Here is an 18,815-nt window from a genome sequence, read left to right as displayed (position 1 = left end):
GGTCATGGCCGTCACGCTGGATGACGGCGGGGTGCTGGTGTGGGACCTGCGTGGTTCTGGCGGTCCGGTCCTGCGCGGGCCGCTTCCCGGGCTCGACGGCGCCGTGCGGGATCTGGTGTTCTTCGCGGGCGGCGAGGTCATGGCCGTCACGCTGGATGACGGCGGGGTGCTGGTGTGGGACCTGCGTGGTTCTGGCGGTCCGGTCCTGCGCGAGCCGCTTCCCGGACTTGACGGCGCCGTGCAGAATTTCGAGTTCTCCGCCGACGGCGAGGTCATGGCCGTCACGCCCGCCAATGGCGAGACGCTGGTGTGGGACCTGAGCGGCTCCGGCCCTCCCAGGCTCCTTTCCGGGCTCGACGGCACCGTCTGGGACTGGAAGTTCTCCGCCGACGGCCAGGCGATGGCCGTCAGGCTGGCCGACGGCGGTGCGTTGGTGTGGGACCTGCGTGGTTCTGGCGTTCCCGTCCTGCGCGGGCCCCTTCCCGGGCTCGACGGCACCGTGGAGGACTGGGAGTTCTCCGCCGACGGCCAGGTCCTGGCTGGCAGGCTGGACGACGGTGGCGCGTTCGTGTGGGACCTGCGTGGTTCTGGCGTTCCCGTCCTGCGCGGGCCCCTTCCCGGGCTCGACGACACCGTGTGGGACTGGGAGTTCTCCGCCGACGGCGAGGTCCTGGCCGTCAGGCTGGACGACGAGGGTGGGGAACCGGCCGACGGCGGGGGGCTGGTGTGGGACCTGAGCGGCTCCGGCCCTCCCAGGCCTCTTCCCGGGCTCGACGGCACCGTGCGGGGCTGGGAGTTCTCCGCCGACGGCGAGGTCCTGGCCGTCCAGCTGGGCGACGACACGCTGCGGTGGTGGGACCTGAGCGGACCCGGCAGCCCGACTTCCAGCCGGCCTCTCGCGGGCCACACGGGCACCGTGCGGGACTGGGAGTTCTCGTCGAACGAAGACACCCTGATCACCGGTTCCGACGACGGCTCCGTACGCCTGTGGAAGATGAAGTAGCGGCCCCGCGGCATCGTCATGGCCCTCGGATCCGCCGCTCCTGCCCCCCGCGGGGTCGGTTCGACCGCCCCGGGGCACCTGGCGAGGCTTACCAGAGGTAGACGGCGTGGTCCTCGCTGCCCGCGGCGAAGGAGCCACCGTCCGGGGAGAAAGCGACCGCGGTCACGACATCGCCGGGCCCGGTGAGGGGCTGGCCGACCTGGGTGGGAGTGTCAGGACGGCTGACATTCCACAGGTAGATGCCGTGGTCGTCGCTCGCGGCGGCCAGCGCCCGGCCGTCCGGGGAGAACGCCACGGACTGCGCCTGGCCACCGGGACCGGCCAGCGGCTGGCCGAGGGGGGCCGGACGGCCCGGCTGGGTGACGTCCCACAGGTAGATCCTGCCGTCGGCGCTGCTGGCGGCGAGGACGTGGCTGTCCGGGGAGAACCCGACCGACAGGACGGAGTCGCCAGGTCCGGTGAGCCGCGAGCCGAGGGGAGCGGGAGCGGCCGGCCGGGTGACATCCCACAGGGCGACGTCGTCGTGGTATCCGCCGACGGCGAGGAGGCGGCCGTCCGGGGAGAACGCCACCGACCGCACCGAGTTGCCGTAGCCGTCGAGTGGCTGGCCGAGCGCGGTGGGGCTGGCCGGCGTGGTGACATCCCACAGGTAGACCTTGCCGTCGCCGCTGCCGGCGGCGAGCGTGTGCCCGTCGGGCGAGAAGGCGACCGTCCGCACCCAGTCGCCGGGCTCGGTCAGCGGCTGGCCGAGCGCGGTGGGGCTGGCCGGCGTGGTGACGTCCCACAGGTAGACCCGGCGGTCGTCACTGCCGGCGGCGAGCGTGTGCCCGTCGGGCGAGAAGGCCACCGACGACACCCATTCACCGGGGCCGGTGAGTGGCTGGCCGAAGGCGGTGGGGCTCGTCGGCGTGGTGACGTCCCACAGGTAGATCCGGTGGTCGGCGGCGCCGGCGGCCAGCGTGTGCCCGTCCGGGGAGAACGCCACCGACCGAACGGGGTCGCCCGGCCCGGTAAGCCGCTGGCCGGCGCCGGCGGGCAGGGGCGCGGCCGTGACCGGCGCGCCGGTGGACGTGGCGGAAACGCTGGCGACGCCGTCTCCGCCGGGGCTCAGGGCCAGGCCGGCGGCCGTGACCGCGGCGACGGCCGCGACCGCGAGTGCCGCGGCGATGGCGGCGGTCCGCCGTCGCCGCCGCGGGCGGCGCAGGACAAGGGTTGGCCGCGCCGGTTCGCTGCTCGACGGGGCGGCGCTGTGCGCCGCCGCCGCAGGCCCGGTGCCGGTCGCCGCGGGCGTCGGAGAGCTCGAAGCCGGAAGGGGAGTCGCCGCGGGCGGGGGTTCGAAGGCGACGGTGGCGTTGTCGAGGGAATGCGGCGTCGGGCCGAGGTCCTCGGACGAGGAGGGGAGCGCTGGCGAACGGATGCTGGAGCCGGCTGGGAACTCAGCCGGCGCGGAGCCCGGTCCGCCCGCCGCCGGGGCCACGAGGGTGCCGGCGTGGTGGAGGAGGCCGAGCAGTTCGGCGGCGGTGGGCCGCTCGGCGGCGTCCTTGGCCATGGCGCGGACGACCAGGGGGTGCAACGCGGCGGGCAGGCCGCTCAGGTCGGGCGGGGCGGTGGCGACGTTGAGCATGACACCGGGCAGCGAGTCGCCGGAGAAGGGCGGGCGGCCGGCGGCGGCGTAGGCGAGGACGGCGCCCCAGGCGTGGATGTCGGCGGCCTCGGTGACCGTTTGGCCCATGGCCTGTTCGGGGGCCATGAAGGAGGGCGTGCCGATGGTCCCCTCGGTGAACATGGTGGTCGCGTCCAGCGCCCGGGAGATTCCGAAGTCGATGACCCTGGCGCCGAAGGGCGAGAGCAGGATGTTGGAGGGCTTGAGGTCGCGGTGGACGACGCCGGCGGCGTGGATGGCGCGCAGCGCCGTGGCGACGGCGGTCGCGAGCCACTCGAGCTCGGAGACGGACAGCGGGCCGCGCGTGTGGATGCGCGCCTCGAGCGTCGGCCCCTCGATGTACTCGGTGACGAGGTACGGCCGGCTGCCGGTGGTGTTCACGTCGATGACCGCCGCGGTCGCCGAGCGGGCGACCCGCTGCGCGGCGCTGGCCTCGCGCTGGAACCGCTCGCGGAACTGGTCGATGCGCGCCAGGTCGGGGCGGATGACCTTGATGGCGACGAACGGCCCGGTGCCGCCGTGGCGCGCCAGATAGACGCTGCCCATCCCGCCGTCGCCGAGCCGGCCGAGTACCTGGTACGGGCCAAGCACGTCCGGATCGTGCTCGTCCAGGGGCTCCACCCCAGGCGGCAGCTGACCCATCCAATCCCCCTATGGAAGGAACCGCGCCTGCCTGGTCCCCATCCAGGGCGAAGGGGGTATCTCCCGGCCCGATTTATACCGGACCCAACGTCGGCCCGCACGGGGAGCAGGCCAGATGCCCACCGGGACCGCGCCTTCCGGCAGGGCCCTGGAGGGCGAGGGCCGCCTCGGGTGCCTCCGGGCAAATAGTAGCCATGTACATAGTAGCCATGTACTGTATTGGAGTGAGTTCAGCGGCGGAGAGCGCCACGGCGGGGTTCCTGGTCTGGCGGCTGTCGATGAAGTGGCGGGTAGCCGTCGACCGGGCGGTCGCGCCGCTGGGCCTGACCCACGCCCAGTACGCGCTGATGGCCTCGCTGTACGGCATGCGGCGCTCCGGGCTGCGGCCCAGCCAGCGCCAGCTCGCCGACCACACGGGGCTCGAGCCGCTGTACGTCTCCAAGCTCGCCCGCGCCCTGGAAGCCGCCGGACTCGTCGCCCGCACCCGGGACCCGAACGACCCGCGCGCCGTGCGGCTGTCGCTCACCGAGCAGGGGCGCGACGTCACGCACCGCGCGATCAACGTGGTCCAGGGACTGCTGGACCAGTTGCTGGAGCCGCTCGGGGGACAGGACAGCCCGCGCACCCGACAGTTCACCCGCGAGCTGGCGGCCCTGCTCGACGTGCCTCTCGACCCGCGCACCGAGAACAAGCACACCGACAACAAGAGGGAGTCTTCATGACCACCATCGCGTCCACGGTCAATCCCACGGTCAATGGCCGGGTCATCGCCCTGGCGCACTTCGCCGGGCGTGCCCTGCTGGAGGGCGTGCTGGACCGCCACGGCGCCACGTTCCACCAGAGTGTGACGCTGCGGGCCGTCGTGGCCGCGGGCGAGTCCATCGGCCGTGACGAGCTCGTCGCCGACGTCGCCGGCTCGCTGAAGACCGACGAGTCGGTCGTGCGCGGCGTCATCGAGGAGCTGACAGCCGCGAAGCTGCTGGAGGAGGACCCGGCGACGACGTCCCGGCTCCGGCTCACCGACGCCGGGCGGGAGCTTTACGAGAGCACCACCACGGAGACCGCCCAGATCTCCGCCCGGCTCTACGCCGGTATCCCGGCCGACGACCTGGCGATCGCGGGCCGCGTGTTGGCACTGGTCACAGAGCGCGCGAACACCGAACTGGCCAGCGCCTGAGGCTCCGCGTCAGCCGATCGCCGCGTCGGCGACGGCTCGGCGCGCCCCGGCTCCTCGTGACGCGACAGCCTCGTCCGCGAACGCGCGCCGCTCCAGAACGGCTCCAGAACGGCTCCGGCTCCGGTCCGCCCGGCGGCGGGCCGGGTGTCGGGACCACTGCTGGGCAGTCGCTCAGCAACCGGCTAGTGTCTGGGTGAACGCCCAACAGCCGCGGTCTCGCGGCCGATCTGGAGGACGTGCGCAGGTGGAGTTGGTCAACGAGTTCCGGGTTCCGTTGCCCGTCGAGAAGGCGTGGGAGCTGCTCACCGCTCCGGAGCGGATCGCGCCCTGCATGCCCGGCGCGCAGTTGCTTTCCGTCGACGGTGAGGACTTCCACGGCGCCGTGAAGGTGAAGGTCGGCCCCATCGTCGCGCAGTACAAGGGGAAGGCCACCTTCCAGGTGAAGGACCCGGTGGCTCACCACGCGGTCATCAAGGCCGACGGCAAGGAGTCCCGCGGCCAGGGCAACGCGAGCGCCCTCGTCACGATGCGCCTGACGCCGGACGGTGACGCCACGGCCGTTGCGCTGACGACCGACCTGACCATCTCCGGGAAGGCGGCCCAGTTCGGCCGGGGCGTCCTCGCGGACGTGAGCGCGAAGCTCGTCGCCCAGTTCGTCCGCAACCTGGAGGCCGACATCCTCGCGGCCGGCGAGACGGCCCCCGCGGCCGATGACGTCGCCGTCCAGCAGGCCCCGTCCGCGGCGGGTGCACCCGTCGTCGGGCAAGCCACGGCCGAGGCGCCGGCCGAAGCGCGGCGGCCGGTCGAGGTACCTGTCGCCGAAACACCGCTGACCGACAAGCCGCTGGCCGAGACGCCCCAGGCACCGGTGACCGTCGCCGCGAAGGCCCCGCCGACCGCGAGCCCGGACGCCGCTGGCTCCGCGGCGGCACCGGTCAGCCTTCTTGGCGTGGTCGCCTGGCCCCTGCTGAAGAGATCCCTGCCCGTGCTGGGCGCGCTGGTGATCGGCGTGCTCGTCTGGCTCGTCGTCCGCGCGTCCGCGAAATGACTCGGCCGCCTGCTCTCCGGCCGCGAGACCGTCCCGCCGGCGTGATCTGACCCGCCTCATCCCGAATCCGGCCGATCAAAGGCTAACGGTCGGCTGAAACCGAACGGAGAACCAGATGGGCAAGTTCGACGGCAAGGTCGCGTTCATCACCGGGGCGGCTCGTGGTCAGGGGCGCAGCCACGCCGTGCGCCTGGCCGCGGAAGGCGCCAGCATCATTGCCATCGACATCTGCGCGCCGATCGAGTCCGCGTCCTACGGGACGGCCACGCCGGCGGACCTCGACCAGACCGTCAAGGAGGTCGAGGCGCTCGGCGGGCGCATCGTGGCGCGCCAGGCGGACGTCCGCGACGTGACCGCGTTGCGGCAGGCCTTCGACGAGGGCACGGCCGCGCTGGGCCCCGTCGACATCGTCGTGGCGAACGCCGGCATCGGCGCCGGCGGTAGCAGCGTGCCCGACGAGCGGCAGTGGGACGAGGTCGTCGCCGTCAACATGACCGGCGTGTGGAACACCGGCCGCGTCGCGATCCCCTCGATGGTCGAGCGCGGGCAGGGCGGCTCCATCATCCTCACCAGCTCGACCGGCGGGCTCGTCGGCGTCGGCATCCCCGCCGCGGGTTTCCTGGCCTACACCGCGGCCAAGCACGGTGTCATCGGACTGATGCGCTCCTGGGCGAACTACCTCGCTCCGCACTTCATCCGGGTCAACAGCATCGCGCCCACCGCGGTGCGCACCCCAATGGCCGCGGACGGCGACATCAAGGCCATCATGGAGCGCAACCCGGCGCTCGCCAACGCGCTGACCAACGCCATGCCCGTCGACCTCGTCGAGCCGATCGACATCTCCAACGCCGTCCTGTGGCTGGCCTCCGACGAGGCCCGCTACGTCACCGGCACCGTCGTCCCCGTCGACGCCGGCCTGCTCAACAAGCGGTGACCGGTCTGTCCTCGGGCTGACCCGAAGCAGACGGTGTCCGCGCCGGCGACCGCCGGCGCGGACAGGCGCCGGGCGGAGCCGCCGTGCGTCACCTGGCTGTCGTGCGTCAGGTAGCCGTCGCGCATCACGTGGCGGACCGACCGCGTCCACGATGTCGCGCGGATCCTGCTTCTCCGGCCGGCCGAAGATCGGGAAAGGGCCGTGGGCGGTACGCCCGCCCAGGATGCAGGGCGGGCGCCTATGGGATGACGTCCGCGCGGGCCGAGAGGATTCCCTGAAGCCTCGCCTCGACGGGGCCGGCGGAGTGGTCGTCGGTGAAGACGTACGGACGCTGTTGTTCGATCGCGTCGAAGACGTTGCGCGCGACGGTGGACGGTTCGACGCTGCCGATCGGGTTCATGGCTGTCCGGATGCGGCCGGGGAAGACGACGCTGACGCCGACCGGCGCCCCGACGGCGGCGAGATCGGCGCGCAGTACGTCTGAAAGGCCCAGGACGCCGTGCTTGGCGACGGTGTAAGGGCCGAGGCGCTCCTGCGGATGCACGGCGGCCATCGAGGCCACGTTCACCACATGGCCCTCGTCGCCGGTCGCGACGATTCGGGGTACGAAGGATCGCACGCCGTGGATGACGCCCCAGAGATTCACGTCCAGCACGCGGTGCCAGTCGGCGAGGGAGAGCTCCCAGGCCAGGCCCCGGTTCACGATCCCGGCGTTGTTCACCGCGATGTGGAGCGCGCCGAACCGGCGGACGACGAGTTCGGCGACCCGCTCGACGGCGTCCGGGTCGCGAACGTCCAGCTGAAGCGCCTCGACAGCACTGCCGCGGTCGCGAAGGGCTCGCCCGGCCGCGTCCACCGCGTCGCCATCGAGGTCTGTCATCACCAGTCGAACGCCCGCGAGCGCAAGCCGCTCGGCGACGGCGAGGCCGATGCCGCTCGCCGCCCCCGTCACGACGGCGACACGATCTTCGAATGTCTTCACGGTTATGCATGTGTATGGCATCAGAGGTGCCCTGTCCAGGGCCGCGTCCAGCGGTGGGTGTACGGACGGTGGGGGTGTACGGACAGCGATATCGCGTCCGCGAGGCGGCGGTCCTGCCCGCCGCCCGGCCCACCCGGACAGGGCCTGCTCCGCGCTATGACCGAATGCCGGTACCGCGGGCGCCGCCAGGTGAGCCCGTCGGCGCCGGCCCGCGCTGGCAGCGTGGGCACCAGTAGGTGACGCGTCCTTCCTCGGGGGCGTCCGACGGCGCCTGTTCGGCCACGCGGATGGCCGTACCGCACCGACGGCACGGCCGCCGGCCGCGGCCGTAGACCCACAGGTGCTCGCCCGGCCGCGTCGACCCGGTCGTGACCCGCGTGGGCCGGTCCGCGTTGACCATGATCAACTGTCGGGCTCGGCCGACGAGCCCGCCGAGATCGGGAACGTCGCCGACCCGGGTCCACGGCGAGACTCCGGCGACGAAACACGCCTCGATCCGATAGACGTTCCCGAGGCCCGCGAGGACGGACTGATCCAGCAGGACCGTGCCCACCGCTCGCTCCGGGCGGGCCAGCGCGCCCGCGAGCACACGGTCGAGGTCCCAGTCCGGCCCGAGCACGTCAGGACCGAGATGACCCACGACGGCCGCCTCGTCGGCGGTCCGCAGGATGTCGAGGACGGGCAGCCGATAGCCGACCGCGACGTGCCGCTCGTTGCCGAGCACCACCCGGATCTGCCAGTCGGGACCGCCACGCCAGGGCTCGCCGGCGGCAAAGGTGCGCCAGGCGCCCTGCATCCGAAGGTGGGAATGCACCGTGGTGCCGCCGGAGCAACGCATCAGCAGGTGCTTGCCACGAGGCACCACCTCGAGCACGGTCCTGCCGGTCAGGTCGACCGTCGCGTACCGCGGCACTCGGAAATCGCTCACGGACAGGACCTGACCGGCCAGCGCGTGGCGCAGCCGGCGGGCGGCCTGGTAGATGGTGTCTCCTTCTGGCACCGGCGTCTCCCTCGGACGATTCCGTCTGGCGATTCTTACCGGCCCGCGCGTGGAGCCGGCGAGGACCGGACCGTCACCCGCCGCGTCGGCCACCAGTGATTCGGGCGGGCCCTCCGTCCAGGGGTCCGTGACCGCGGGCTGACTGTCATGGCCGGGTGCGACGGGTCAGGAAAGCTGGCCGGGCGGGGGGAGTGCTCCGGCCGAGCGGGCCGTCCTCACCGCCTCGGCCAGGGCGGCGAACTCGGTGCGCAGGGGGGTGAAGGCGGGCAGCGCGGACATCGGATCCCCGCCCGCCACGGGATGGCCGGTGATCTCGTCCGCGCGGGCCTGGAACGCGGCGCGGACCGCGGCCGGTCCGGCGGGCGGCGGCCCGCGCAGGCCGGCCGGATCGGCCAGCACCAGATAGCCGAGTCGGCGGGTGGCGACCACGGCGGGCCAGAGCAGGTCCGCCGCCCGTGTTCCGCGCAACTGCTCGTCCTCGGCGTCGGCGTGCAGGGCGGTCAGCCGGGCGATGGCCATTTCCAGCCGTTCACGGGCACCGGCGACTCCCGGGGCGCCCCCGGCATCCGCCGCGCCTTCTCCGGTTGCCGCGAGCCGAAGAACGAGCAGGTCGCCGGTCGCGACGAGGGAGTCCGCCAGTGCCCCGGGCAGCCTGCGTTCGGCGGCGTGCGGCCAGAGCAACAGGACCACGGCCAGGCCGACGGCGCAGCCCAGCAACGTGTCCAGCAGTCGCGGCGCGGCCAGCTCGGCCGGGGGCGTGCCCGGTCTGGCGAACTCGACCAGGATCAGCGCGAGCGGGGTGATGAGCACCGTGGACAGCGCGTAGTTCGCCGCCATGAGTATCTGGGCGCCCACCTCCAGTACGGCGATCATGGCGATCAGCCACCAGGCGGGCAGCTGCACGCTGAGAATGCCCAGCGCGACCAGCACGCCGACGGCTGTCCCGGCGGCCCGCTGCAGTGACCGTCGGCCGGCGGCGCGGACAGTTGTTCCCTGCACCACCGTGGCCGCCGCGGCCGGAGCCCAGTAGGGATGGTCCGCCCCGGCCGCGATCGCCAGCGCCGCCGCGACGAGCCCGGCCAGCCCGGCCCGGGCCGCCAGTGGCCACGCCAGGGAGCCCCGGCCCAACCGCCGGCCCCACTCTGCCCGGGCGGGCGGCAGCGACGGGACTGTCGGCCGGTCCGGCGGGGGATGGGCCAGCTCGGCGACGGCCGCCCAGAGACCGGCCCGCGCCCTCGAGCTGGCCGTCCCCACGCCTGGCAGGTCGTGACGGTCCTGGTCCTGGCCGGCCGGGTCGGCGCCGATGGCGCCGGCGCCGGCCTGGATCCCGGCGGCCAGCTCGCGCAGGGTCTCCGGGAGCGCCCGGGGTACTGGTTCCCGGGTCATGGTCGGATAGGCGACGGCCGCGTCGAACACGTGCCGCGCCCCGAACGCCACCGCCGAGAGCGTCTGCCCGCCCTGGCCCTGCCCGGAGCCTTCCCCGAGCACCGTCCTGAGGTGCCGAACCGCCTGCGCGGCGTTGTGCCGCGCGGAGTCATAGGCCGGCGTGCCGATCGCCTCCAGCATGGTGGCGAGGCTGGTCAGGGCCGTCGCGGCCGCCCGCCGGGCCGGCCCGCGCCGGTCCGGGAGCGACGCACAGATCGTCAGCAGCCAGGCGAAACCGGCACCGGCCATCGTGAGTGCCGCCCGTTCCCCGATCCGCTCGACGTCCTGCGGCAGCTGCGTCGCCACGGCGCAGCTGAGGACGAACGGGTACGCCCCGGGAGCGGGCACGTCGAACGCGCGCACGAGCAGCGTCGCGAAGGCCGCCACCGCGGAGATCCCCACCGCGATCGTCCAGCTGGCTCCCGCCGCCGCCACCCCGATCGCGGCGGACGCGGCGAGCCCGACTCCGATCACCGGCAGTGCCCGTGCCCGGACGGCCACCGTCGCGTCCGGAAAGTAGGCGGCGGCGAAGGCGCCGAACGTCGCCAAAAGCCCGGCCTGCGGCTTTCCGGCAAGTTCGCCCACGCTCAGCGGCACGGTGAACGCGATCGCGCAGACCAGGGCAATCCGCAGCCGCCCCCGTGGGCGTGCCACGCCGAACACCGCGCCGATCCGGCTCGGGCCAGCGGGCGAGGGCACCGGGAGACGGCGCGGCTCGCTCGTCATGAGACGGCGGCAGGACTCGGAACCACCCCGCAAGCATTCCCCAGCCAGGCCGACCGACCGAGTCGCCAGGCCACCGCGCTCGCCGGGTGGTCGGCTGTCGGCGTGGGAGCGCGGCGTGCCGAGTCCGGACGGCCCGCTCGCCGCCGCTCGCGGCGATCCGGACCAGTGGCCGCGCGCGACCTGCGCGCGATGGGTCGTGGAGACGACCGACAGGCCCCCGGCTGGCCGCCCACCTAGCGGCCACGTCGGTCGGAGCCCGCCTCGAGGCGCCCGCGACCGTGCCGGTCCATTCGCGGGCCGACCGGCACATGCGCCCGCCGCCAAGGACCGTCGTTCAATTCCGGGTGCTTCGTTCTACCAGCGTGAATCGTGTCGGATGGGAATACACTTGTTCCGCCCACGGGATGTACCGCGCGCCGGGTTCAGGACCTCGTGACCAGCGGTTTCGCTTCTGACGCAGGAATTCCGCATCGGATGCGAGAGGGCTGGGAGCGCGCTCGGTCGCGGATCGCAAGGCCGTGACGTCGAGCGCGGGCTCATTGGCGAGTGGCTTCCCGACGGGAAGGCGGTGCCCGAGCTGACGACCCAGGCGACGTACCCGCGCCATGAGGACGACAGGCGACGCGTTACCGGAGGTGCGTAATGCGCGGGACGACGGATGGATGGCGTTCTCGCTGGCTGGGCCGGAACACCTTCGGCCGCGGGCCGGGTGCCCGTCGCGCGGGCTTCGTCGCCGGTCTGCTCGCGGGCGTTCTTCTCCTGATGGCGGGCGCCGTCGCCTGTGGCGGTGACACGGACGCGGGGCCCGGTGATACCGCGGCCGGCCCGACCCCGTCTCCGACGATCGTGGGCACCGCGCGACCGGTCGGGGTGACCGGGCCGCAGCCCGGTTTCGTGGCCTCCTGGTACGGCCGCGACGAGGTGGAGCAGGCAGCGCCGGGCGGCGATGCGCAACTGCACCGCATCCTGACGGACCTGCGGCAGAAGACCCTCACGATGGCCGGCGTCATGGGCGACCTCACCGCCCGGTGCGAGAACGACCGGATCGACCTTGCCCCGGGCGCGGTGACCCCATGCGTCACCGTGTACGACGGCCTGGAGATGGCATGGGAGATCATCGTCTCCCGCGACGCTCCCCCGGGGGCGCTCTGGGTGTCGTACCGGATAGAGCCACCTCCGGTGGCCCTGTTGACGGCCACGAACGTGTACCAGCTGTTCTGGCAGGTCGCCACGTCAGTTCCCGGGTTCCACTTCGATGATCCGCGATGCGACGAGATTCCGGCCGCCATACTTGTCGGCCGCGGTATGGCGGGCGAGAAGGCTGACACCGGTTACCGATGCCAGTACCTCGCCGGCGCCGCCGGTGACCCGGTCCGTAACCGGGTCGACCTGCGGGTGTTGATCGACGACGAGGGCGCGGTCACTTTCGAATGACGAGAGGGAACGTGCCGAGGTCTGGACGGGATCCGTCGGGGGAGCGGGGCCTCCTATGACCGGATTGGTCCCAGACCCGCACAGGGGAGTGCCCCGAACCGGCAGGGGGCGCGGGTTCCGCAATCGTTGGTACATCAACAGCGTAGACCCTGCCAGTCGTGGCGGAGGCGGATCTCGGGCCGCGTCCAGCGGACGGTCAGCCCATGCCGCCTGGTTTGTTGACGAACCAGACGAGTTGCTCGACGAGCTTCTCGCTCTTCCAGCCGTCCGGTGTGCCCACGAAGTCGTGCCGGTCGGCGGTCATCACGGCCCAGGGGAGCCGTCGGGTTCGATCTCGAAGGAGCGCAGCATCGCCGACACCGCCTCGTAGGCGCCGACGGTGAAGATGACGTCAAGCATCTGCTGAGTGTCGAATTCGGCGGCGAGTACCGCCCAGGTGCCGTCCGTCAGCAGACCGTCGGTGACGATCTCGTCAACGGCGCTCAGCAGCGCGGCATCAAGCTGGTTGAAGAGCGATTCAGCCGGGCCCGATGCGATCCCGGCCACCTCTTCGGCGGCGATCCCGGCCTCCTCCGCGAGGTGGGCGTGCTCTGCCCACAGGTAGGCGCAGGCGCGCCGAGCGGCGACCCTCAGGATGAGGATCTCCCGTTGGCGGGGGGTCAGCGTCGTCGCGAGCAGGACCTGGCCATTGAAGGTGAAGAACGCCCGAGCGAGGCGGGGGTGGTGCGCGAATGTCCCGAGCATGCCGAGTGGCCTCGGCTGCCATTCGGCGTTCGGCATGGGATAACGCGGCTCCGGGGGAACCAGGGCCGCCAGCGCCGAACGCATCTCCTTCGGGAACTGGTGGGGCCGCAGCGGCTCGACGCGCGCCATGCGAGTGCTCCCTTCTCGGGTGGGTGTATCGGTTCGCCGAGGACACCGGGCCGGGCAGCCGCGCGAGTCCTGATTCGAAGAGTTCCGAGAGCGCGCGGCCCGTGCTGGTTACCGGCTTGCCTCCGCGCGCGGGCGGCCAGCGCTCGGCCCGACTGGTGAGCTACGCGCTGTATTCGAGGTGCAGGCGGGTCAGCCCGCGCAGCATGAATGTCGGGAGGTAGCGGTATCGCCGCGCGCCAGCGGGGCCGTGCTTGTCCTCGTCGATCCAGAAGTTCGAGGTGCGCTCGAACAGCCGGGTCAGGCTGACCACCGCCTCCGCGCGGGCCAGTGGTGCTCCGGGGCAGGCGTGCGCGCCGCGGCCGAAGGCGATGTGACTGCGCGCGTTCGGGCGCAGGATGTCGAACGTGTCGGGGGCGGGGAACTTTCTCGGGTCACGGTTGGCGGCCGTGTTGAGCAGCATCAGCGTGCTGCCCGCGGGAATATCAACGCCGCCGACGGTGACCGGGACCTTCGCCAGGCGGAAGTCACCGCGCACCGGGCTTTCCCAGCGCAGCGTCTCCTCGACGAGGCTCGGGATGAGCTCGTGGTTCGCGCGCAGCACGGCCTGCAGCTCAGGGTTCTCGGCGAGGATCATGACCGCGGAGCTCAGCAGGCGCACGGTGGTCTCCTGACCGGCGGCGAACAGGTTGGAGGCCACCCGCACCACGTCCATCAGGTCGGGCGTCGAGCCATCGGGGAAGGTCGCCGAGGCAAGGCCGGTGAGCACGTCGCCGCGCGGCTCGCGGCGGCGGTCCTCGACGTAGGCGGTGAACTTCTCGTACAGGTAACCCAGCGGGGTGTGGGGCAGCGACTCTCCGTTGGTTGAGCCAATCGTGCCGGCCTGCCCGCCGTAGAAGGCCTCGTGGAACTCCTCGTGGTTGGACTCGGGGACGCCGAGGAGGTCGGCGATGACGAGCATCGCGAACGGACCGGCATACGCGCCGTTGAACTCGACCCTGCCGTCGGCGAGGGCCTCGTCGTACTGGCGGTCGGCAAGCCGCCACATGAACTCCTCGTTCTCCTTCAGCCGCTTCGGCGTGATCATCCGGGCCAGCAGCGCCCGGTGGTCGGTATGCACCGGCGGGTCCAGCGTCGGTAGCTGATCGCTCATCGGCAGCCTGGCGCGGTACGCGGCGATCGTCGCGGACACGTCGTCGCCGTCGAGCGGCACCGGGAAGCCCGGAAACGGGCCGGTGACGGAGATGCAGGCCGAGAACCGCTCCGTGTCGTTGTAGACCTGCACGGCCTCGTCGTAGCCGGTCACCATGAACACGCCGTGGTGGGGCTCACGCCGGACCGGGCACCGCGCGCGCATGGCGGCCAGGTACTCGTACGGGCTGTGCAGCACCCTGCCATTCATGAAGAAGTCGACGGCATCAACGTCAATCATTCTGTGATCCTCTTCCGCTGGCAGCCGCGCGCCCCCTGTGATTCCACGTCAACGGGAGAGCCACTGAACCGTCGCTGCCCGGCCGGGCAGCGCAACCGCGCATCCGTGCCTGACGCCGGGCCACCAACAGGACGCAGCCCGGCGTCGCGGCCCCAGCGGGCCGTGACCGCCGGGTCGCGCGCGTCATTCCGTGATCTGGATGCCCTCGTAGCTCCTGAGCATCTCCGGGTCTGGCAACTGCATCTGCAGGTACACCGCGAGGCGGGTGATCTTGCCGCCGGCGTCGAACTCATAGGTGGTCGCCGAGTTGACCGCGCCGCTGTGCCCGCCGACCGTGCTGCGCTCCTCGAGCTCGAGCAGCACCAGGGGGCCGGCCTCGGTGACCCGCCTGAACGAGCATTCCCAGTCGGATGTCCGTGCCCACTGGGTGAGGAAGGCGGCGTACTCCGGCCAGGCCATGACTTCCTTGAAGGGGCCGATTCGTTCGAAGGAGTCGACCGCGACCAGTTCGGCGACCGGAGCCCAGCTGTCGACCGAGAATCCGGGCTGCTTGCCCCCGTCGACCAGCTTCTTCATCAGTTGGGTGTAGTCCAGCGCGACCCTCGAGAGGCCCGTGTAGTCGTCGATGACCTCGTCAAGGTCGCGCAGCGCGAGCGCCATAACGATGCTCCCAGTAGTGAGGTTGGGGATCCGCGGACGTGCGCGGTCAGGCCGTGGCCGGTCGCGGGGCAGCCTGACCGCGGCCCGCCGAGGCGGGCCAGGACTGGCACCGGCCGGATAACGGTCGAGAACGCGGTGGAAGTTCGTGACGACGATCTTCTCCCGAGTGATCGTCTCCTACTCCAGGTGGCTGTTTCGCGGGCCGCGTCACCTCGATCGCCATCAGTCCAGTTCTCCTCGAGCAGGGCGAAACAGTGGGTCGGAGATGTTCCACGCGCAAGGGAGACGCACGCGGAGCCCAGGGCGCGCCCCCGGAGAACGCGCCCTGGGCCTCCGCGCGGTGACGGCGGACGCTCGGGAGGCGGTGGACCGCCGGTCCGTGCCAAGCCAGCACCGGACGCGGGGCGGCCAACGCCGTCGACCCACCAAATAAATCAATCGCTTGATTAAGGGCATGTTGCCCGCCACACTCGGGCACTGTCAAGCCACCCTCCACAGCCAGCAGGACGGACACACATGCCCTTCGAGGGGATCACCGCGATCGTGACGGGTGGGGCGTCAGGCCTCGGGCTCGCGATCACCGAGGCGCTCGCGGCCCGTGGTACGCAGGTCGCCGTCTTCGACATCCAGGCCGAGCTGCTCGACGCAGAGGTCGCCCGCCTGCGGAAACAGGGCGACGCCGTCCACGGCTACGTCGTCGACGTCTCTGACCGAGCCCAGGTCACCGCCGCCGTCGCCCAGGTCCGCGCGGACCTGGGTCCCGTGCTGATCCTGGTGAACAACGCCGGCGTCGTACAGTTCGACCGGTTCGAGTCGATCACAGACGAGCTGTGGGAACGTGTCATGGCGGTCAACCTGCGCGGGCCCTACATCGTCACCCAGGTCGTCCTGCCCGACATGCGCGCGGTGAACTGGGGCCGGATCGTCAACATCTCGTCGTCCAGCGCCCAGGGCGGCCAGGAGCGGATGGCCGCCTACGTGAGCGCCAAGGCCGGGCTGATCGGGCTCACCAAGGCGCTCGCCCTCGAGCTCGGCCGGTACGGGATCACGGTCAACACCATCCCGCCTGGCATGGTGGTCACCCCGCAGCTGCTCGGCGAGATCTCCAAGGGCAACTTCACCAACTCCCTCGAGCACTTCGCCAAGATCACACCGGTGCGCCGCGCCGGGCGCCCCGAGGACATCGCGAACGCGGCGATGTTCCTGTGCGACGACGCGTCCTCCTACGTCACCGGGCAGGTCATCGGTGTCAACGGCGGCCGGCGCACCTGAGCTGACGAGCGCGGATATCCGATTTCCCTCGCCTACGGCCAGAGCACAGGCGACGCCAAGCCGACGCGGCATGCTCTCGGCGGCGTTTCCATGGGATCGCCTGTCGACCTCTAAGGCCACGTTCTCGGACCCGGCGGCTTCTACGTCCTCGACGGGGTTCCGGGCACCAGGATCCGCCGGCCATGAAATCAGCCCATGACCATCACTGCCCTCACCGAACACGGCATGTCCAGGATAGTCGGCCAGGACGTGGAGGAGTCCGCCAATCGCCTGTGAAGGTGGGTGTAGCGAGAGGGAGAAGGAAGGCGTCTCCTTCAACGTAGAAAACCTGGAAGACCGATACACGCCATATCGGATTCCCTCTCTGGCGCGAGGCCACCACGTTGTTGCCATATGCCCTCCTGGCGCGGCGGACGCCTCTCAGGAGTATTTCCGTGATCATGACAAAGGAGCCGTGCCGTGTGGTTACCCGTCCAGAAGCGATTAGTGCGCGGCGCCGCGCTGGCCGCCAGCGCGAGCACCCTCGCCGTGGGCCTCGCCGCCTGTGGCCAGGCCGGTTCGGGCACGGCCGGCGGGGTGTCCTGCGACGCCTCCGTGCCCGGCGTCACCAATGAGAATGTCAAGCTCGGGCTGACCTGGAGCGACACCGGCGACGGCGCGGCGAGCCTCGCGGCCTTCCGCGGCGGGATCGACGCCCGGCTGGAGCTCGCCAACGCGAACGGCGAGGTCTTCGGGCGCGAGATCACCTATGCCTGGCGGGACGACCAGGCCGACCAGGAGCTCAACGCCCGGGTCACCAGGGAGCTGGTCGAGGACGAGGGGGTCTTCGGCATGATGACGGCGCCCGGGGGCGCCGGAGGCTCGATCGAATGGCTGGCCGAGCAGGGCATCCCGGTCACCGGCATGGGCAGCGACCCACTCTGGCAGAACCGCGGCAACATGTTCTCCTTCTACTATCTCGGCGAGGGCTCGAACACCGCCTGGGGCAAGCTCGTCCGCGAGCGGGGCGGGACGCGGGCGGCGGTGCTCACGATCTCCGGAAGCAAGTCCAACTCCGACTTCAGCCGCCAGCTCGCCGCGAGCCTGCTGGAATCCGGCATCGAGATCGTCAAGACCTACCAGGTCGCCGAGGCAGTTACCAACTTCGAGGCCATCGCCCAGCAGATCAAGGCAAACGACATCGACACCCTCGCCGGCGTCGTCCTCCCGAACATCGCCATCAAACTCCTGCCGGCGCTACGCGCGCGGGGTGTCGAACTCAAGGCCGCTGTACTACCGCTGGGCTACGACGACAATATCCTCCAGAAGGACGGCAAGAACCTGGCGAACGCAATCATCGTCAACCAGGTCAAGCCATGGCAGGCAAATACCCCGGAGCAGCAGGCGTTCCTGGAGGCGATGAACACCTACTCCCCGCAGATCCAACCCGCGACCACGGACACTGCCGTCAACGGCTACGTCGCCGCCGACCTGTTCGTGGAGGGCCTCAAACTCGCCGGCCAGTGCCCCAGCCGCGAATCCTTCATCGCGGCGCTGCGCGCCGTGACAAGCTATCAGGGCGCCGGGCTCATCCCCAAGGAGGTCGACCTGAGCACGAACTACAAGGAGCCGAACTCCTGCTACAGCGTTGTCCAGATCATCCCGGACGGTGCGGCATTCGTCCCCTTGTTCGGTGCCGCGCCGCTGTGCGGTGACCCGATCACGCCCGAACGGATGAATCAACTGCTCGGCGCCGCATAGCCGATCAGCGGAAACTCTTCGCCCACGCGGCCATCACGTCCGCATCCCGCGGCCGCCCGGCGTTCCCAGAGGCGCCATTCAGCTGCGTGGCCACCCGGACACGACGAGATTGGCCAGAGCGGAGTCCGCGCTCGCCGTGTACGACGTGTGATCGTGTATTCGGCGTTGGTCGAGCGCGCGGGCGCGGTGGTGACGGGCGCGATGACCATCGACCGGCGGACGCAGGTGTTCGACCTGCCACGCGACTGGCCGGCCGACCTGGCCGACCGTGTCCTCGACCGGCTTCACCACCGCGGCACCCCACCGCCTGTGGCTGTTCCAGCGCCGCGTCCATGGTGACTACCTCGGCTACTTGGACGGCACCTGGCCGGGAACTGGACGGCACCTGGCCGGGAAATGTCACAGCCAGGATCCTCGGGGTTTACCCGGCGCGACTGTGCCGTTTGTCACGCGGGCGGCGGAAGGCGGCGGACGACCGGCGACTACGCTCGGAGCTGGCCCCGAGTTGTCACTGGCGGGCGGCGCCGACCGGCTTTCCCGGGCACGGCGCCGGACCTCGAGCGGCGCACCCCGGTGTCCTGCCGTACCGGCTCGTGTCTCCCGGGAGTACATCGCACATGGCGTTCACCTCGCCCGACGATCGCGCGTCCGGGGAACTCGAGCCAGACCAGCGCCGCGGGCACGACTCGCCGCCGGCGACACCAGACTCGCCAACGACACCGATTCCGCGCCGGACAGCCGGGGCCGGCCGGCAGCCGGTTTCCGCCGCGCCGGCCGCGGTCTCCGCCGCTGGCGCCGGGGCGACGA

16 protein-coding genes are annotated in these 18,815 nt (G+C 71.5%); 9 read left to right on the top strand and 7 right to left on the bottom strand.

Going from position 1 to position 18,815, the window contains the following annotated elements; translation table 11 throughout:
• A partial coding sequence (locus I6A81_RS09715; protein ID WP_203010157.1) for a WD40 repeat domain-containing protein occupies window positions 1–1,003 on the top strand: 1,003 nt, incomplete at its 5' end.
• Between the two features lie 88 nt (window positions 1,004–1,091).
• On the opposite strand, the gene I6A81_RS09710 is transcribed toward I6A81_RS09715, so the two are convergent.
• Window positions 1,092–3,308, bottom strand: coding sequence for a WD40 repeat domain-containing serine/threonine protein kinase (locus tag I6A81_RS09710; RefSeq protein WP_202999307.1), 2,217 nt, complete (start codon window positions 3,306–3,308; stop codon window positions 1,092–1,094).
• A gap of 209 nt (window positions 3,309–3,517) precedes the next feature.
• On the opposite strand from I6A81_RS09710, the gene I6A81_RS09705 reads away from it, so the two are divergent.
• The 4 genes from I6A81_RS09705 (at window position 3,518) to I6A81_RS09690 (ending at window position 6,467) form a co-directional block, all read left to right on the top strand.
• Complete coding sequence (locus I6A81_RS09705; protein WP_407661279.1) at window positions 3,518–4,030, top strand: MarR family winged helix-turn-helix transcriptional regulator; 513 nt, start codon at window positions 3,518–3,520, stop codon at window positions 4,028–4,030.
• Entirely contained in the window at window positions 4,027–4,485 is a 459-nt protein-coding gene (locus I6A81_RS09700; protein ID WP_202999303.1) for a winged helix DNA-binding protein, read from the top strand. The genes I6A81_RS09705 and I6A81_RS09700 overlap by 4 nt, the downstream gene beginning before the upstream one ends.
• Window positions 4,486–4,729: 244 nt before the next feature.
• Entirely contained in the window at window positions 4,730–5,533 is an 804-nt protein-coding gene (locus I6A81_RS09695; protein WP_202999301.1) for an SRPBCC family protein, read from the top strand.
• Between the two features lie 115 nt (window positions 5,534–5,648).
• Window positions 5,649–6,467: a mycofactocin-coupled SDR family oxidoreductase gene (locus tag I6A81_RS09690; protein ID WP_202999300.1), complete on the top strand. Its 819-nt coding sequence runs from the start codon at window positions 5,649–5,651 to the stop codon at window positions 6,465–6,467.
• A gap of 238 nt (window positions 6,468–6,705) precedes the next feature.
• Here the strand turns inward: I6A81_RS09690 and I6A81_RS09685 are convergent, their stop codons facing one another.
• From I6A81_RS09685 to I6A81_RS09675, 3 genes are all read right to left on the bottom strand, one after another.
• Window positions 6,706–7,449, bottom strand: a complete 744-nt coding sequence (locus tag I6A81_RS09685) for an SDR family NAD(P)-dependent oxidoreductase (protein ID WP_202999297.1) — start codon at window positions 7,447–7,449, stop codon at window positions 6,706–6,708.
• 154 nt (window positions 7,450–7,603) lie between these two features.
• Window positions 7,604–8,449: a DNA-formamidopyrimidine glycosylase family protein gene (locus I6A81_RS09680; RefSeq protein ID WP_202999296.1), complete on the bottom strand. Its 846-nt coding sequence runs from the start codon at window positions 8,447–8,449 to the stop codon at window positions 7,604–7,606.
• 165 nt (window positions 8,450–8,614) lie between these two features.
• Window positions 8,615–10,528 (bottom strand): FUSC family protein, encoded by a 1,914-nt coding sequence (locus I6A81_RS09675; RefSeq protein ID WP_307874560.1) that lies wholly within the window; start codon window positions 10,526–10,528, stop codon window positions 8,615–8,617.
• Between the two features lie 714 nt (window positions 10,529–11,242).
• On the opposite strand from I6A81_RS09675, the gene I6A81_RS09670 reads away from it, so the two are divergent.
• Window positions 11,243–12,034, top strand: coding sequence for a hypothetical protein (locus I6A81_RS09670; RefSeq protein WP_202999294.1), 792 nt, complete (start codon window positions 11,243–11,245; stop codon window positions 12,032–12,034).
• Window positions 12,035–12,337: 303 nt separating this feature from the next.
• Here the strand turns inward: I6A81_RS09670 and I6A81_RS09660 are convergent, their stop codons facing one another.
• The 3 genes from I6A81_RS09660 to I6A81_RS09650 form a co-directional block, all read right to left on the bottom strand.
• Window positions 12,338–12,907, bottom strand: a complete 570-nt coding sequence (locus I6A81_RS09660) for a carboxymuconolactone decarboxylase family protein (protein ID WP_202999293.1) — start codon at window positions 12,905–12,907, stop codon at window positions 12,338–12,340.
• Between the two features lie 160 nt (window positions 12,908–13,067).
• Complete coding sequence (locus tag I6A81_RS09655; protein WP_202999292.1) at window positions 13,068–14,336, bottom strand: cytochrome P450; 1,269 nt, start codon at window positions 14,334–14,336, stop codon at window positions 13,068–13,070.
• Between the two features lie 183 nt (window positions 14,337–14,519).
• A complete protein-coding gene (locus tag I6A81_RS09650; RefSeq protein ID WP_202999291.1) occupies window positions 14,520–14,996 on the bottom strand; it encodes a hypothetical protein in 477 nt (158 codons plus the stop codon).
• Window positions 14,997–15,512: 516 nt separating this feature from the next.
• On the opposite strand from I6A81_RS09650, the gene I6A81_RS09645 reads away from it, so the two are divergent.
• The 3 genes from I6A81_RS09645 to I6A81_RS09635 all read left to right on the top strand — a co-directional run bounded on the left by I6A81_RS09645 (window position 15,513) and on the right by I6A81_RS09635 (window position 18,347).
• A complete protein-coding gene (locus I6A81_RS09645; RefSeq protein ID WP_202999290.1) occupies window positions 15,513–16,268 on the top strand; it encodes an SDR family NAD(P)-dependent oxidoreductase in 756 nt (251 codons plus the stop codon).
• A 459-nt stretch (window positions 16,269–16,727) separates the two neighbouring features.
• The gene (locus tag I6A81_RS09640; protein WP_202999288.1) at window positions 16,728–18,008 is read left to right on the top strand and encodes an ABC transporter substrate-binding protein; all 1,281 of its coding nucleotides are present in this window, start codon (window positions 16,728–16,730) and stop codon (window positions 18,006–18,008) included.
• A gap of 153 nt (window positions 18,009–18,161) precedes the next feature.
• A complete protein-coding gene (locus I6A81_RS09635) occupies window positions 18,162–18,347 on the top strand; it encodes a hypothetical protein (RefSeq protein WP_202999286.1) in 186 nt (61 codons plus the stop codon).
• The last annotated feature ends 468 nt before the right edge of the window (window positions 18,348–18,815 follow it).

Source organism: Frankia nepalensis (assembly GCF_016786325.1).
GTDB classification, from domain to species: Bacteria; Actinomycetota; Actinomycetes; order Frankiales; family Frankiaceae; genus Pseudofrankia; species Pseudofrankia nepalensis.
Note: the sequence above shows the minus strand (reverse complement) of the source record. Positions and strands in the feature narration are given on the sequence as shown.

Bases quoted from the DNA above. Each gene is read 5' to 3' on its own strand.
- I6A81_RS09650 (WP_202999291.1), bottom strand. From the start codon at position 14,996: ATGGCGCTCGCGCTGCGCGACCTTGACGAGGTCATCGACGACTACACG.
- I6A81_RS09700 (WP_202999303.1), top strand. From the start codon at position 4,027: ATGACCACCATCGCGTCCACGGTCAATCCCACGGTCAATGGCCGGGTC.
- I6A81_RS09690 (WP_202999300.1), top strand. From the start codon at position 5,649: ATGGGCAAGTTCGACGGCAAGGTCGCGTTCATCACCGGGGCGGCTCGT.
- I6A81_RS09705 (WP_407661279.1), top strand. From the start codon at position 3,518: ATGTACTGTATTGGAGTGAGTTCAGCGGCGGAGAGCGCCACGGCGGGG.
- I6A81_RS09660 (WP_202999293.1), bottom strand. From the start codon at position 12,907: ATGGCGCGCGTCGAGCCGCTGCGGCCCCACCAGTTCCCGAAGGAGATG.
- I6A81_RS09670 (WP_202999294.1), top strand. From the start codon at position 11,243: ATGCGCGGGACGACGGATGGATGGCGTTCTCGCTGGCTGGGCCGGAAC.
- I6A81_RS09710 (WP_202999307.1), bottom strand. From the start codon at position 3,308: ATGGGTCAGCTGCCGCCTGGGGTGGAGCCCCTGGACGAGCACGATCCG.
- I6A81_RS09645 (WP_202999290.1), top strand. From the start codon at position 15,513: ATGCCCTTCGAGGGGATCACCGCGATCGTGACGGGTGGGGCGTCAGGC.
- I6A81_RS09655 (WP_202999292.1), bottom strand. From the start codon at position 14,336: ATGATTGACGTTGATGCCGTCGACTTCTTCATGAATGGCAGGGTGCTG.